At 71.3% G+C, this 13,762-nt stretch carries 13 protein-coding genes; 8 read left to right on the top strand and 5 right to left on the bottom strand.

Annotated features, from left to right (window positions below; genetic code table 11):
- Positions 1–102: 102 nt before the first annotated feature.
- Positions 103–1,464 (bottom strand): type I glutamate--ammonia ligase, encoded by a 1,362-nt coding sequence (gene glnA / locus ACF1CT_RS10030; RefSeq protein WP_391783313.1) that lies wholly within the window; start codon positions 1,462–1,464, stop codon positions 103–105.
- A gap of 242 nt (positions 1,465–1,706) precedes the next feature.
- Here glnA and ACF1CT_RS10025 point away from each other — a divergent pair, with 242 nt between their 5' ends.
- The 7 genes from ACF1CT_RS10025 to ACF1CT_RS09995 all read left to right on the top strand — a co-directional run bounded on the left by ACF1CT_RS10025 (position 1,707) and on the right by ACF1CT_RS09995 (position 8,769).
- Positions 1,707–2,387: a DUF3105 domain-containing protein gene (locus tag ACF1CT_RS10025; RefSeq protein ID WP_391783312.1), complete on the top strand. Its 681-nt coding sequence runs from the start codon at positions 1,707–1,709 to the stop codon at positions 2,385–2,387.
- Positions 2,384–3,121, top strand: coding sequence for a DUF305 domain-containing protein (locus ACF1CT_RS10020; protein ID WP_391783311.1), 738 nt, complete (start codon positions 2,384–2,386; stop codon positions 3,119–3,121). The genes ACF1CT_RS10025 and ACF1CT_RS10020 overlap by 4 nt, the downstream gene beginning before the upstream one ends.
- Positions 3,122–3,255: 134 nt before the next feature.
- Positions 3,256–3,681, top strand: coding sequence for a CBS domain-containing protein (locus ACF1CT_RS10015; RefSeq protein ID WP_391783310.1), 426 nt, complete (start codon positions 3,256–3,258; stop codon positions 3,679–3,681).
- 206 nt (positions 3,682–3,887) lie between these two features.
- On the top strand, positions 3,888–4,058 hold the full coding sequence (locus ACF1CT_RS10010; RefSeq protein WP_391783309.1) for a hypothetical protein: 171 nt from the start codon (positions 3,888–3,890) through the stop codon (positions 4,056–4,058).
- A 64-nt stretch (positions 4,059–4,122) separates the two neighbouring features.
- Positions 4,123–5,865, top strand: coding sequence for a multicopper oxidase family protein (locus tag ACF1CT_RS10005; protein WP_391783308.1), 1,743 nt, complete (start codon positions 4,123–4,125; stop codon positions 5,863–5,865).
- Between the two features lie 135 nt (positions 5,866–6,000).
- Positions 6,001–7,755, top strand: a complete 1,755-nt coding sequence (locus tag ACF1CT_RS10000) for an NAD+ synthase (protein ID WP_391783307.1) — start codon at positions 6,001–6,003, stop codon at positions 7,753–7,755.
- A gap of 99 nt (positions 7,756–7,854) precedes the next feature.
- Positions 7,855–8,769, top strand: a complete 915-nt coding sequence (locus ACF1CT_RS09995; RefSeq protein ID WP_391783306.1) for a type II CAAX prenyl endopeptidase Rce1 family protein — start codon at positions 7,855–7,857, stop codon at positions 8,767–8,769.
- A gap of 10 nt (positions 8,770–8,779) precedes the next feature.
- Here ACF1CT_RS09995 and ACF1CT_RS09990 read toward each other — a convergent pair whose 3' ends face one another.
- The 3 genes from ACF1CT_RS09990 to ACF1CT_RS09980 form a co-directional block, all read right to left on the bottom strand.
- Positions 8,780–9,802, bottom strand: a complete 1,023-nt coding sequence (locus tag ACF1CT_RS09990) for an endonuclease/exonuclease/phosphatase family protein (RefSeq protein ID WP_391783305.1) — start codon at positions 9,800–9,802, stop codon at positions 8,780–8,782.
- Between the two features lie 283 nt (positions 9,803–10,085).
- Complete coding sequence (locus tag ACF1CT_RS09985; RefSeq protein ID WP_391783304.1) at positions 10,086–10,727, bottom strand: TetR/AcrR family transcriptional regulator; 642 nt, start codon at positions 10,725–10,727, stop codon at positions 10,086–10,088.
- A 131-nt stretch (positions 10,728–10,858) separates the two neighbouring features.
- Positions 10,859–12,472 (bottom strand): MFS transporter, encoded by a 1,614-nt coding sequence (locus ACF1CT_RS09980; protein WP_391783303.1) that lies wholly within the window; start codon positions 12,470–12,472, stop codon positions 10,859–10,861.
- A gap of 228 nt (positions 12,473–12,700) precedes the next feature.
- On the opposite strand from ACF1CT_RS09980, the gene panB reads away from it, so the two are divergent.
- The gene (panB, locus tag ACF1CT_RS09975) at positions 12,701–13,588 is read left to right on the top strand and encodes a 3-methyl-2-oxobutanoate hydroxymethyltransferase (RefSeq protein WP_391783302.1); all 888 of its coding nucleotides are present in this window, start codon (positions 12,701–12,703) and stop codon (positions 13,586–13,588) included.
- On the opposite strand, the gene ACF1CT_RS09970 is transcribed toward panB, so the two are convergent.
- Positions 13,585–13,761, bottom strand: a complete 177-nt coding sequence (locus tag ACF1CT_RS09970) for a hypothetical protein (protein WP_391783446.1) — start codon at positions 13,759–13,761, stop codon at positions 13,585–13,587. The genes panB and ACF1CT_RS09970 overlap by 4 nt on opposite strands.
- Between the last annotated feature and the right edge of the window lies 1 nt (position 13,762).

The raw sequence follows: 13,762 nt of genomic DNA, 5'->3' as shown, positions 1-13,762 counted from the left end.
CGGCCCACAGACGGCCCAGCAGTGATCACGATCGCTGGTGGGCCGTCTCTGTTGTGCCGAGCAGCACGCCCGCTTGGCGGCCTACAGGCTGCTGACCAGCTCCTACAGCACCGGCAGCAGCGCCTTCAGCTCGAAGGCGGTGACCTCGGAGCGGTACTCCTCCCACTCCTGCTTCTTGTTGCGCAGGAAGAAGTCGAAGACATGCTCTCCGAGGGTCTCGGCGACGAGTTCGCTCTTCTCCATCAGCGCGATCGCCTCGCCCAGGTTCTGCGGCAGCGGCTCGATGCCCATCGCACGGCGCTCCGCGTCGGACAGGGCCCAGACGTCGTCGTCGGCACCGGCCGGGAGTTCGTATCCCTCCTCTATGCCCTTGAGGCCCGCGGCGAGCAGCACCGCGTAGGTGAGGTAGGGGTTGGCCCCGGAGTCGATGGAGCGGACCTCGACCCGGGCGGAGCCGGTCTTGCCGGGCTTGTACATGGGGACGCGGATGAGCGCGGAACGGTTGTTGTGGCCCCAGCAGATGTACGAGGGGGCCTCGCCCCCGGCGCCCGCGGCGCGGGAGGAGCCGCCCCAGATGCGCTTGTAGGAGTTGACCCACTGATTGGTCACGGCGGAGATCTCCGCGGCGTGGTTCAGCAGGCCGGCGATGAACGACCGCCCGATCTTGGAGAGTTGGTACTCGGCACCCGACTCGTAGAAGGCGTTGCGGTCGCCCTCGAAGAGGGAGAGGTGGGTGTGCATGCCCGAGCCGGGGTACTCGGAGAACGGCTTCGGCATGAACGTCGCCTGCACGCCCTGCTCCAGCGCGACCTGCTTCATCACCAGCCGGAAGGTCATGATGTTGTCGGCGGTGGAGAGCGCGTCCGCGTACCGCAGGTCGATCTCCTGCTGCCCGGGGGCCCCCTCGTGGTGGCTGAACTCGACCGAGATGCCCATGGATTCGAGCATGGTGATCGCCTGGCGGCGGAAGTCCATGCCGACGTTCTGCGGGGTGTGGTCGAAGTAGCCGGAGCTGTCGGCGGGCGTCGGGCGGCTGCCGTCGACCGGCTTGTCCTTCAGCAGGAAGAACTCGATCTCCGGGTGGGTGTAGAAGGTGAAGCCCAGGTCGGACGTCTTGGCGAGGATGCGCTTGAGGACGTAGCGCGGGTCGGCGAAGGACGGAGAGCCGTCGGGCATCAGGATGTCGCAGAACATCCGGGCCGTACCGGGCGCCTCCGCGCGCCACGGAAGGATCTGGAACGTGCCCGGGTCCGGCTTGGCGATCATGTCGGACTCGTACACCCGGGCGAAGCCCTCGATGGCGGAGCCGTCGAAGCCGATTCCCTCGTCAAACGCCTGTTCCAGTTCGGCGGGGGCCACGGCGACGGATTTGAGGTAGCCCAGGACGTCGGTGAACCACAGCCGTACGAAGCGGATGTCGCGCTCCTCAAGCGTCCTGAGGACGAATTCCTGCTGCTTGTCCATAGCCACATCCTTGCAGTTCAGACGGTTCGTGCACCACCGCCCGGGGTGGGGAGGAGTTCCAGTATCACGGCCCGGGATTTCACCCAGATTACGCACACGGAGTGAGATGGAGCACCCGGCCACCCACTACGATCTGCGCCCATGGCACGCACGGGGTGGAGCGGCTCGACGACTGCCCGGTGCGTGCCGGTTCCCGGATCCTTTCCGTCCCTTCCCGCCTCTTCGCAGAAGGACCTGACGCCATGAGCTTCGACCACCGGCCCCACCCGGACCAGACGCCCGACGCCGACCGCACGCGCGGGCGCCGCAACCGTGTCCTGGCCATAAGCCTGAGCGTCCTCGTCGTCGTCGGCCTCGTCGGTTTCGGCTCGTACACGCTGCTGAACAAGTCCGAGGCGTCCGAGAACAGGCGGGGCGCCATGACGGAGGACGCCAAGGCGCCCGCACCGGACCGGAAGAAGCCGTCGGCAGGTGGTTCGATCGAGGGACTGAGGACCTGGGACGCGGCGAAGCTGACCCGCAACCACGTCAGCGGCCCCGTCGACTACCCGATGAAGCCCCCGGTCGGCGGTGACCACAACCCGGTGTGGCTGAACTGCGACGGCGAGGTGTACGAGGACGCGGTCCCCGACGAGAACGCCGTGCACTCCCTGGAGCACGGATCGGTGTGGGTGACGTACACCGACGGGGCCGCGAAGGCCGACGTGGCGAAGCTCGCCGAGCGGGTCGGCAGGACGCCGTACTCGCTGATGAGCCCGTACAAGGACCAGGCCGGCACGATCATGCTGACCGCCTGGGGCAATCAGGTGACGGTGGACGGCGCCGACGACCCGCGCGTCGACCAGTTCTTCTCGGCGTTCGTGCAGGGGCCGCAGACGCCCGAGCCGGGCGCGGCGTGCACGGGCGGGCGGGGAGCCCGGTGAGCGCGGCGCGGCGCGGCCGACGCGCCGAATGGGTGGCGGGCTCCGCCGTGGTGCTCGCCCTGCTGTTCGCCGGGGCGGCGACGGTCGCCTCGGCACGGGACGACGGCACGCACCGGGCCGGCGTCCCCGCCCCCGTTCCGAACGCGCCCGCGGTGGACTCCGCGGACGCCGGATTCGCCCGGGACATGGCGGTCCACCACCAGCAGGCGGTGGAGATGTCCTTCATCGTGCGTGACCGCACGCGGGACGAGGAGGTGCGCCGCCTCGCGTACGACATCGCCAACACGCAGGCCAACCAGCGGGGCATGATGCTCGGCTGGCTGGACCTGTGGGAGCTGCCGAAGACGGCCCCCGGCGGGGAGCCGCCGATGGCCTGGATGGGGTCCGGGCACGGGGACCACGAAGGGCACGGAAACCACGGCGCCGGGACTGCGGGGACGGCCGGGACGGCTGACGGCTACCGGGCCCATGACGGTTCCCTCATGCCCGGCATGGCCACCCGGGCCGAACTCGACCGGCTGCGCGGGGCGAGCGGCCGGGACGCCGAGATCCTGTACCTCCGGCTGATGACCGACCACCACCGGGGCGGCATCGACATGGCGCGCGGCTGCGCCCGGCTGTGCGCGGTGAAGGCGGAGAACCGGTTGGCCCGGGGCATGGTGGAGGCCCAGCAGTCCGAGCTGGACATGATGGCCGGGATGCTCCGCGCCCGGGGGGCCGGACCCCGGACGTGACGGGCCCGCGCCGACACGGACGCGCGTGGACGCACCCGAACGGGTGACAGCGGTCGCGTACTCCGAACGGGCGTATGACGATGGGATCACTCGGGGGTCGAAGCATGCCCGCCGGTACGCAGGAGGAATCGCTCATGACCACTGCGAAGGACATCATGCACACCGGGGCCACCTGGATCCCCGCGCACGAGACGCTCGACCGGGCCGCGCAGCTGATGCGCGACCACCACGTGGGCGCGTTGCCCATCTCGGCCAATGGCGAACAGGACCGGATGATCGGCATCCTCACGGACCGCGACATCGTGATCGGCTGTGTGGCGATGGGGCACGACCCGTCGAGGATGACCGCGGGCGACCTGGCCCACGGGACCCCGCGCTGGATCGACGCCGAGGCGGGCGTGGACACGGTGCTGGAGGAGATGCAGACCCATCGCATCCGTCGGCTCCCGGTGGTCGAGAACAAGAAGCTGATCGGCATGATCAGCGAGGCCGACCTCGCCCAGCACCTCAGCGACGAACAGCTCGCCTGCTGGATGGAGAAGGTCTACGCCCGCGGCTGACGGGGTGCGCGAGCACCCGCACCGGCCCTCCGGCGCCCGACGGCCCGGCACCCTCCCCATGGGGTGCCGGGCCCGTGTCCGCTCCACCCGCGCGCATGGGCACGCACCCGTGAGCGCCCTGCACCGCCCCGCCCGCCAGCATGGAGACGATACGTTTCCGCGCGCTCCCCGGGCGAGGCATACCCAACCGGGGTAAGGTGCTCGGCATGACCCTGAGTGATGATGCGACATACGGACAGTTGCCCCTGTCCGTGACGCTGCTCATCGGGATCGCCCGCGTCCTCCCGGACGCCGCGGCGCGGGTGTCGCCGGTGCCGGGGGCGGCCCCCCGGCGCCACCGGACCCTTCGCGCCCCGTTGTCGGCGCTGCGCATATAGGAGGGGCGCCTCCCCCTCCCCCAGCAGACCGGTTCACCGACAACACCCCGAGGTGCTCTTCGCCATGCGCACTCCCCCCACCCGTCGTGCCGTGCTCGGCGCGGCCGTCGCCACCGCCGGTACGGCGGCCCTGGCCTCCTGCTCCGACACGTCCGAGCCGGGCCGTGGCAGCCCCCGGCCCGGCGGTGCGCAGGCCGGCGGCGCGAACCGCGGGAAGGCCCCACACGGAAGATCCGAGGGCGAGTACGTCTCCCCCCACGGTGAGGAGGTCGCCGCGGCCGAGGCCAAGCGTCCCTCGGGGCCCCACCGGACGTTCCACCTCACCGCCACCCCGGCCCGCCTCGACCTGGGCGGTGGACTGGTCGTCGGCTCCTGGGCCTACGAGGCCCGGCTGCCCGGCCCGGAGCTCCGGTTCACGGTGGGCGAGAACGTGGCGCTCACCCTCGCCAACCACCTGCCGGACGCGACCACCCTGCACTGGCACGGCCTCAACGTGCGCAACGACATGGACGGCGTCCCCGACCTGACCCAGCGGCCCATCAAGGCGGGCGCCGATTTCTCGTACCGCTTCAAGGTGCCGCACCCGGGGACGTACTGGTTCCACCCGCACACCGGTGTCCAGCAGGACCGGGGACTGTACGCGCCCCTGATCGTGGAGGATCCGAAGGAACCCCTGAAGTACGACAAGGAGTGGGTCGTCGTCCTCGACGACTGGGTCGACGGGCTGGACGGCTCCACCCCGGACGGGGTGCTCGACGAGCTCAGCGGTGGCCGGGGCGGCATGGACCACAGCGGGAAGCACCACGGGTCCGGGAACGACGGGTCCGGCGCGGGCGACTCCGGCGGCGGGCACGACAGGGACGTCATGGACGACAAGCACGACGCGGACGACGGCGTCCGCAAGGGCTCCGCCGGATCGGCCGGGCGCCGCTCCGGGCCCTCGCGCGTCCTGAGGAACGGCTTCAGCGAGCTGCTCGACAGCCACGGCGGCAACGTCGCCTACCCGTACTACCTGATCAACGGCCGCGTCCCGAAGGCCCCCACCTCCTTCACCGCCAAACCCGGCCAACGGATCCGGCTGCGCATCATCAACGCGGGCGGCGACACCGCCTTCCGGGTCGCGCTCGGCGGGCACCGCATGACGATCACCCACACCGACGGCTACCCGGTCCGGCACACCACGACGGACGCCCTGCTGCTGGGCATGGGCGAGCGCTACGACGTGATCGTCACCGCCAAGGACGGCGTGTTCCCGCTGACCGCGCTCGCCGAGGGCAAGAACGCCACCGCGCTGGCCCTGCTCCGCACCGGGCAGGGCACGCCCCCCGCCGCCTCCGTACGGCCGAAGGAGCTGTACGGAAAGCTGGTGGAGGCGGGCGGGCTGTCGCCGGACGAGTCCGTGGCGCTGTCGGTCCGCGAGCCCGACCGGACCATCCGGTACAAGCTCACCGGCTCCATGAGTGCGTACGACTGGGGCTTCGACCACGAGCCGTACTCCCCCACGCGGCGTCGCCCGGTGGAGGCGGGCGAACGGGTGAGGCTGGAGTTCTACAACATCACGTCGATGTGGCACCCCATCCACCTGCACGGCCACTCGTTCGGCGTGGTGGGGGCGGCGGGGCCGCAGCACCGCGCCTCCCGGCGACGCGAGGCGCAGTGGGCGCGCAAGGACACCGTGATCGTCCGTCCGAGGACGTCGATGGCGGTGGAGTTCGACGCGGACAATCCCGGCCTGTGGATGCTCCACTGCCACAACATCTACCACTCGGACGTGGGCATGATGACGATCCTCGGCTACCGCCGCTGACCGGCCCCCGAGGACGGCGTTCCCGGCGGGCCCCCGCCACCGCCCGCACGGCCGGGGCCCGCCGGGAGGGCGGCGGGGCGGCGGCGGGACGGCCCACCGGGACATCGCGTCAGTCAGACGATTACACTGGTGCGCGTGCCTCAACTACGCCTCGCACTGAATCAGATCGACTCGACCGTCGGTGATCTCGCCGGCAACGCCGAGGCGGTCGTCCACTGGACCCGGCACTCCGCCGAGCAGGGCGCCCATCTGGTGGCGTTCCCCGAGATGACGCTGACCGGCTACCCCGTCGAGGACCTGGCGCTGCGGTCGTCCTTCGTCGAGGCCTCGCGCTCGGCGCTGCGCACGCTCGCCGCCCGGCTCGACGAGGAGGGTCTCGGGGAGCTGCCGGTGGTCGTCGGTTACCTCGACCGTTCCGGGACGGCCCAGCCGCGCTACGGCCAGCCGGCCGGCGCCCCGCAGAACGCCGCCGCGGTGCTGCACCGCGGGCAGGTCGCGCTGACCTTCGCCAAGCACCACCTGCCCAACTACGGGGTGTTCGACGAGTTCCGGTACTTCGTGCCGGGCGACTCGATGCCGGTCGTGCGGGTGCACGGCGTGGACGTGGCGCTGGCGATCTGCGAGGACCTCTGGCAGGACGGCGGCCGGGTGCCCGCCGCGCGGGCGGCGGACGCCGGGCTGCTGCTGTCGATCAACGCCTCGCCGTACGAGCGGGACAAGGACGACACCCGGCTGGAACTGGTCCGCAAGCGGGCCCAGGAGGCCGGCTGCACCACCGCGTACCTGGCCATGATCGGCGGCCAGGACGAGCTGGTCTTCGACGGCGACTCGATCGTCGTCGACCGGGACGGCGAGGTGATCGCCCGCGCCCCGCAGTTCGCCGAGGGCTGTGTCGTCCTCGACCTGGACCTGCCGGCCGCGGCGGCCGAGCCGCCGGCCGGTGTGGTGAACGACGGGCTGCGGATCGAGCGGGTGGTGCTCTCCGAGGAGCCCCTGCCCGCCTACGAACCGGAGCTGGCCGGGGGGTACGCGGAACGTCTCGACGACGACGAGGAGCTGTACTCGGCGCTGGTCGTGGGCCTGAGGGCGTACGCGGCGAAGAACGGTTTCCGGAGCGTGCTGATCGGCTTGTCCGGCGGGATCGACTCGGCGCTGGTCGCGGCGATCGCCTGTGACGCGCTGGGCGCGCAGAACGTGTACGGCATCTCGATGCCGTCGAAGTACTCCTCGGACCACTCCAAGGGGGACGCGGCAGAACTGGCCCGCCGGACCGGGCTGAACTTCCGCACCGTACCGATCGAGCCGATGTTCGACGCGTACATGGGTTCGCTGGGGCTCACCGGTCTCGCCGAGGAGAACCTCCAGTCCCGGCTGCGCGGCACGATGCTGATGGCCGTCTCCAACCAGGAGGGCCATATCGTCCTCGCGCCGGGCAACAAGTCCGAACTGGCGGTCGGCTACTCCACGTTGTACGGCGACTCGGTCGGGGCGTACGGGCCGATCAAGGACGTCTACAAGACGTCGGTCTTCCGCCTCGCGAACTGGCGCAACCGCGCCGCCGAGGAGCGCGGTCAGACCCCGCCGATCCCGGAGGCGTCGATCACCAAGCCGCCCAGCGCCGAACTGCGCCCGGGCCAGGTGGACACCGACTCGCTGCCCGACTACGACGTGCTGGACCGGATCCTGGAGCTGTACGTCGACCGGGACCGGGGACTGGCGGAGATCGTCGCCGCCGGGTTCGACGAGGCGCTGGTGGCGAAGACCCTGCGGATGGTGGACACGGCGGAGTACAAGCGGCGGCAGTACCCGCCGGGCACGAAGATCTCCCCCAAGGGCTTCGGCAAGGACCGGCGGCTGCCGATCACCAACCGGTGGCGCGAGTCGGGCTGAGCGGGGCCGGCGCTCCCGTGCGGTGGTGGAGCGGACTCCACCACCGCACGGGAGCGGGCTTCCTTCCGCCGTACCGGCGGCGATCTTAGCGTCGTCGGTATGACTCTCACCCCATCGAAGACCTTCCCTCTGCGCGCCCGGCCCCGCCGCGGCCTGATCGTCTACCTGGCCCTGGCGTACGCGGGCATGTGGCTTGCCATGTCGCCCCTGCTGCTCACGGGCTTCCGTCGCACCGACGGCCGGACGCTCCCCGGCGGCCTGGAGAACCTGTGCATATCGGCGGCCATGATGGCCCCGGCCCTCGCCGCGATCGTGGTGGTGCGATGGGTGGAGCGCGACGGACGACGGGTGCGCGACGCGCTCGCCCTGCGGCTGCCGAGTCCGTGGCCCCGTGCGGTCGGGTGGCTGCTGGCGGCCGTCGCGGTCCCGGCCGGTCTCACCGTCGCGACGCTCGCCATCGGCACGGCGGCGGGTGTCTATCCCTTCGGTGGCGTGAACCCGCACACGCTGGCCGCCTGGGCCGGAACGGCGCTGGTGCAGTTGGTGGTGTCCCTGCCGTTGTTCTTCGGCGAGGAACTGGGCTGGCAGGGGTATCTGCTGCCGCGGCTCGCCGGGGGCGGGGGACGCGGACGGTCCCTGCGGGCCTATCTGGGCACGGGCACCGCCTTCGCGCTCTGGCACCTGCCGACCCTGCTGATGGGCGGGCAGTATCCGGGGTGGCCGTGGTACGTCGCCGTGCCCTCGATGCTGGTGAGCTGCCTGCTGGTACTGCCGGTGTTCACCTGGCTGCGGATGGCCTCCGGATCGGTGGTTCCGGCGGTCGTCGGTCATGCCTTCGTCAGCACGACCAGTGTGAGCATGGTCAGGGAGTTCGCGGAAGCGGACGCCCCGCTGGATCCGCTGCACATGAGCCTCGCGGGCTGGCCCGGCTGGATCGCCCTGGCCGTCCTGGTCCTCTTCCTCGCCCGTACGGGCCGGCTGAGGCTTCCCGCCGCCCCGGATTCGCGCGGATGAGGCCGCCCGGTCACAGCTCCACGCGGGCCGCGATCGGCAGGTGGTCGCTGTCCGTGGCCGGGAGTGTCCAGGACGCCATGGGCTCGACCCCCTTCACCAGGATCTGATCGATCCTCGCCATCGGGAAGGACGCCGGCCAGCTGAAGCCGAACCCGTCGCCGGCGGCCCCCTGGGTGGAACGGAGCTGCGAGGAGACCGCGTTGAGCGAGCGGTCGTTCATCGTGCCGTTGAGGTCGCCCAGCAGGATCACCTTGTCGAGCCGCTCGTCGGCGATGGCCTCGCCCAGGGTGTCCGCGCTGCCGTCGCGCTGGGTGGCGGTGAATCCTGCGTGCAGCTTGACGCGTACGGACGGCAGGTGGGCCACGTAGACGGCGACGTCGCCCCTGGGCGTCGTCACCGTGGCCCGCATGGCCCGGGGCCAGCCCATCTTGATGTCGATCTCGCGCGGGTCGCGCATCGGGTACTTGCTCCACAGCCCGACGGTGCCCTGGACCGAGTGGTACGGGTAGTGGCCGGCGAGTGCCGCCTCGTACTTGGCCACCTTGCCGTTCGGCAGTTCCTCCAGGGCGAGGACGTCGGCGCCGGAGTCCGCGACCTGCCGGGCGGTCCCGGCGGGGTCGGGGTTGTCGGCGTTGACGTTGTGCGTGGCGACGGTGAGGTCGCCGCCGCCGCCCGACTTGTCGGTGAGGAGCCCGCCGAACAGGTTGAACCAGAACACGACCGGCAGCAGCAGGGCGATCAGCGCGGTCGCCGAGCGGCGCACCAGGCCCAGGATCAGCAGCAGCGGGACGAAGACCCCGATCCACGGCAGGAACGTCTCGGTGAGGCTGCCCAGGTTGCCGACGGTGTTCGGGATCCGGGCGTGGAGGACCATCACGAGGGTCAGGAGGACCGAGCAGACGGCCAGGACGACGCCGCGCCGCCAGATGCCCCGGGCCCGTCCCCACCGTTCGCGCAGGTCCCGGAGCCGGGATCCGGTGCGCGGCGGCTCCGCACGGTCGTTGCCGGTGTCCGCTCCGTACGCCTGCACCATCGCGCTGTCCTCACCTTGCCGTGCATGTAGCCGCGCCCTCGACCCTAAGGGCTCTCCCGTGATGCCCGGTGGACCGGCCCCCGGGCGACGCGCGACGTGTTCCCTGCCGTCCACGACGGCCGTACTGTCACGAGGACGAAGGACGGGGCGCCCCGGGTTCCTGCCGGGGCGTGTCCCGGCGGGCTTGTGACACAACGATCACACTCGGGCGGATCCCGGCCGTTCCCGGCACTTCGGGCGCCTGGGGCGCTGATACGTCCGGGGACGTTCGACGGCCGGGGCCTCAGGGGCGTACCGGCCCCAGCCCCTCGATCAGGGCCCGGACGACGCGGTCGGTGAGATCGTCGGGCAGCGCGGCGTCCGGCCGGTGGATGGTGCGCACGAGCATGGGGCCGACGAACAGGTCGTCCATCAGTTCCACGTCCAGGTCCGCGCGGAGCTCGCCCGCCTCGACGGCCCGTCGCACGGCGGCCAGCACGGCGGTGCGGCGGGGCGTTATGACGGTGCGGTGGTACTCGGACCACAGCTTGGGATGGCTCTTCATCTGCGCGAAGACGTTGTGGAGCAGGACGGACGAGCGCTGGGCCAGGCCGCGTCTGCGCATCGACTCCAGCAGCAGCCGCAGGTCGTCGAGGCCGTCGGTGCCGGAGACGACGGGTTCCGGGGGCTCGATGTCGCGCAGGACGTCGACGAAGAGCTCCTCCTTGCCGCTCCAGCGCCGGTAGATGGTGGCCTTGCCGACCCCGGCGGTCCGGGCGATCCGCTCGATGGACACGGCGGCCAGGGGCTCGCCGGCCTCCAGCAGTTCGACGACGGCGTCCAGGATCGCCCGCTCGGCCGCCGCGCTGCGCGGCCGGCCCCTGCGGGGTTCCGGATCGTGCCGGGCCGGGCTGTCCCGGTCCTGCGCCTGCGCCTCTGCCCGCACCTGAATCCACCTTTCGCCGCACCGTTGGCGATTCCGATTCTCGCCGACGGCGGCGGTATCCGTGCGGACCGCCCTCGGGTTCCGGGGACGAGCCGGGCCCCGGGGGCGGTCCATCGGGTCCTCCCGCGCCGTCAGCGGCCCGCGCCGGCCGGCACGGACGCCTCTTCCTCGCGGGCCGCGGCGGGCGGCTGCCCGGCGGGGGTCCGGCCCGGCAGGAACAGCGCGACCACGAGCGCGCCCACCAGGGCGACGACCGCCGAGGCGGCGGCGGTGACGTGCATGGCGTCCAGGAACGCGTCGTGCGCGGCCGTCACCAGCGGGGCACCGGCCGGGCCCAGCCCGTCCGCGATGCCGAGCGTGGCCTCGATCGACTCCCCCGCCACCTTGCGGAGGTCGGCCGGGAGCGCTCCGAGGTGCCCCTCGATGCCGTCGCGGTAGACGGTGGACAGCACCGAACCGAGCACGGCGATCCCGAGCGCCCCGCCGACCTGCCGGAACGTGTTGTTGACGGCCGACCCGGAGCCCGCCTTCTCCCTGGGCAGGGCCTGCATCACGGCGACCGTGACCGGCGGCATCACGTGCGCCATGCCCAGGCCCTGGACGAAGAGGACCACGCACATCACCCAGATCGGTGTGTCGGCGTCGAACAGGACGAACGCGGCGAGGCCGACCGCCACCAGCAGCATCCCGACGGCGCACACCGCCCGGGCGCCGAACCGGTCCACCACCAGCCGGGCGCTCGGCGAGAAGATTATCTGGGCCACGGCCAGCGGAAGGACCAGCAGACCGGACTGCAACGCGCTCCAGCCGCGCACGCTCTGCATGTAGAAGGCGGAGAAGAAGGTCACGCCCATCAGCGCGAAGAAGACCAGCGCGATGGCGGCGACGGCCGCGGAGAAGGCGGGCTTCTTGAAGTACGAGACGTCGAGGGCGGGGTGGCTGCTGCGCCGCTCGTGCCACACGAACGCGGCGAGGACGACCAGGCCGCCGACGACCGGGAGGAGCACGGTGGCGTCGGTGAAGTCGCCGAGCTCGCCGCCCCGGATGATGCCGTAGACCAGCAGGACCAGGCCGACGATGGACAGCAGGACGCCGAACGGGTCGAGCCGGCCCGGCTTGGGGTCCTTGGAGTCCGGGACCAGCAGCGCCATCGCGATCAGGGCGATGACCACCACGGGGACGTTCACCAGGAAGATGGAGCCCCACCAGAAGTGTTCGAGCAGCAGCCCGCCGGTGATCGGTCCGATCGCGATGCCGAGGCCGACGCTGCCGGCCCAGATGCCGATGGCCTTGGGCTGTTCGTCGCGCTCGAAGACGTTCATCAGGACGGCGAGCGTGGCCGGCATGACGAACGCGGCGCCGAACCCCATGACCGCCCGCCAGGTGATCAGCTCGCCGGGCGATTCGGACATGGCGGCCAGGGCGGAACCGACGCCGAAGAGGAAGATGCCGAACAGCAGCACCTTCTTGCGGCCGAGCCGGTCGCCGAGGAGCCCCGCGGTGAAGAGGATTCCGGCGAAGACGAGCGTGTAGGAGTTGATGGCCCACTCCAGCTCGCTCTGGGTGGCACCGATGCCGGTGGGGGCGGGGCTGGCGATGGTCTTGACCGCGACGTTCAGGATCGAGTTGTCCAGCACCACGATGAGCAGGCTGAACATCAGGACGACGAGAATCGCCCAGCGGCGGCGGTGGACCGCTTCGGGAACTTGGGGCGGGGCGGTGCGAGCGCCCGACGGTATGGACATGCCGAGGAGCCTAGTCGATTCCGATACGAGACCGTCTCGTATCGGAATTATTGATCATGTCTTTACCTCGCGTCATGTCTTTATCTCACGCTCCCGGCGTCGGCACCCGGCCCGTTTTCCTCGACCGTGCGCCGGCCCACTTCCCGGGGACGGGCACGGGATGCCACCATGGAACCGGTCCAGGGACGCCGTCAGGGCGCCTTGAGATGACGAAGGAGCCATACGCACATGTCGCTTCAGGCTGCGCGGAACACACCCACCTCTTCCGCCGCGGGAGCCACCACCGACAGCAGCAAGGCGCTGTACGGAGGAAAGAGCACCCGCCGCATCACCGTCCACGACATCGCCGCCGCCACCGCGCGCGGTGAGAAGTGGCCCATGCTCACCGCCTACGACGCGATGACCGCTTCCGTCTTCGACGAGGCCGGCATCCCGGTCATGCTCGTCGGGGACTCCATGGGCAACTGCCACCTCGGCTACGAGACCACCGTACCCGTCACGATGGACGAGATGGCGGTGCTCTCCGCCGCCGTCGTACGGGGCACCAGGCGCGCGCTGATCGTCGGCGACCTGCCCTTCGGGGCGTACCAGGAAGGACCCGTCCAGGCCCTGCGCAACGCCACCCGGCTGATCAAGGAGTCCGGCGTCGGCGCGGTCAAGCTGGAGGGCGGGGAGCGCAGCCACGAGCAGATCCGGCTGCTGGTCGACGCCGGTATCCCGGTGATGGCCCACATCGGCCTGACCCCGCAGTCCGTGAACGCGATGGGCTACCGGGTCCAGGGGCGCGGCGAGGAAGCGGCGCAGCAGACGCTGCGCGACGCCAAGGCCGTGCAGGACGCGGGGGCGTTCGCCGTCGTCCTGGAGCTGGTGCCGGCCGAACTGGCCGCCGAGATCACCCGTGTCCTGCACATCCCGACCGTCGGCATCGGCGCCGGTCCCGACACGGACGCCCAGGTGCTGGTCTACACCGACATGGTCGGGCTGACCGGCGGCAAGGTGCCGCGCTTCACCAAGCAGTACGCGAACCTCCGCCAGGTGCTGGGCGACGCGGCGAAGGAGTTCGCGCAGGAGGTCGTCGGCGGCGCGTTCCCGGCCGCCGAGCACACCTTCCACTAGAACCAGGCGGTGGCCGGGCCCCATCGGGCCACGCGTGCTCGCGCGCGTCGGTCCACCGGGGCCCGGCCACCGGGAAGGTCCTGGTCACGGTCCACCGCCCGCACCACCGACAGCCCGCCGACATCCCCCATCGGCGGGCTGTCGGCCTGTTGTCGGCGGACTGTCGGTGGCACC

The organism is Streptomyces sp. NPDC014734, assembly GCF_043083325.1.
Classification (GTDB): domain Bacteria; phylum Actinomycetota; class Actinomycetes; order Streptomycetales; family Streptomycetaceae; genus Streptomyces.
This window is presented reverse-complemented; position numbering and strand designations above follow the sequence as displayed.

Coding starts and splice junctions, on each gene's coding strand:
- glnA (WP_391783313.1), bottom strand. CDS start 1,464: ATGGACAAGCAGCAGGAATTCGTCCTCAGGACGCTTGAGGAGCGCGAC.
- ACF1CT_RS10025 (WP_391783312.1), top strand. CDS start 1,707: ATGAGCTTCGACCACCGGCCCCACCCGGACCAGACGCCCGACGCCGAC.
- ACF1CT_RS10015 (WP_391783310.1), top strand. CDS start 3,256: ATGACCACTGCGAAGGACATCATGCACACCGGGGCCACCTGGATCCCC.
- ACF1CT_RS10010 (WP_391783309.1), top strand. CDS start 3,888: ATGACCCTGAGTGATGATGCGACATACGGACAGTTGCCCCTGTCCGTG.
- ACF1CT_RS10005 (WP_391783308.1), top strand. CDS start 4,123: ATGCGCACTCCCCCCACCCGTCGTGCCGTGCTCGGCGCGGCCGTCGCC.
- ACF1CT_RS09995 (WP_391783306.1), top strand. CDS start 7,855: ATGACTCTCACCCCATCGAAGACCTTCCCTCTGCGCGCCCGGCCCCGC.
- ACF1CT_RS09990 (WP_391783305.1), bottom strand. CDS start 9,802: ATGGTGCAGGCGTACGGAGCGGACACCGGCAACGACCGTGCGGAGCCG.
- ACF1CT_RS09980 (WP_391783303.1), bottom strand. CDS start 12,472: ATGTCCATACCGTCGGGCGCTCGCACCGCCCCGCCCCAAGTTCCCGAA.
- panB (WP_391783302.1), top strand. CDS start 12,701: ATGTCGCTTCAGGCTGCGCGGAACACACCCACCTCTTCCGCCGCGGGA.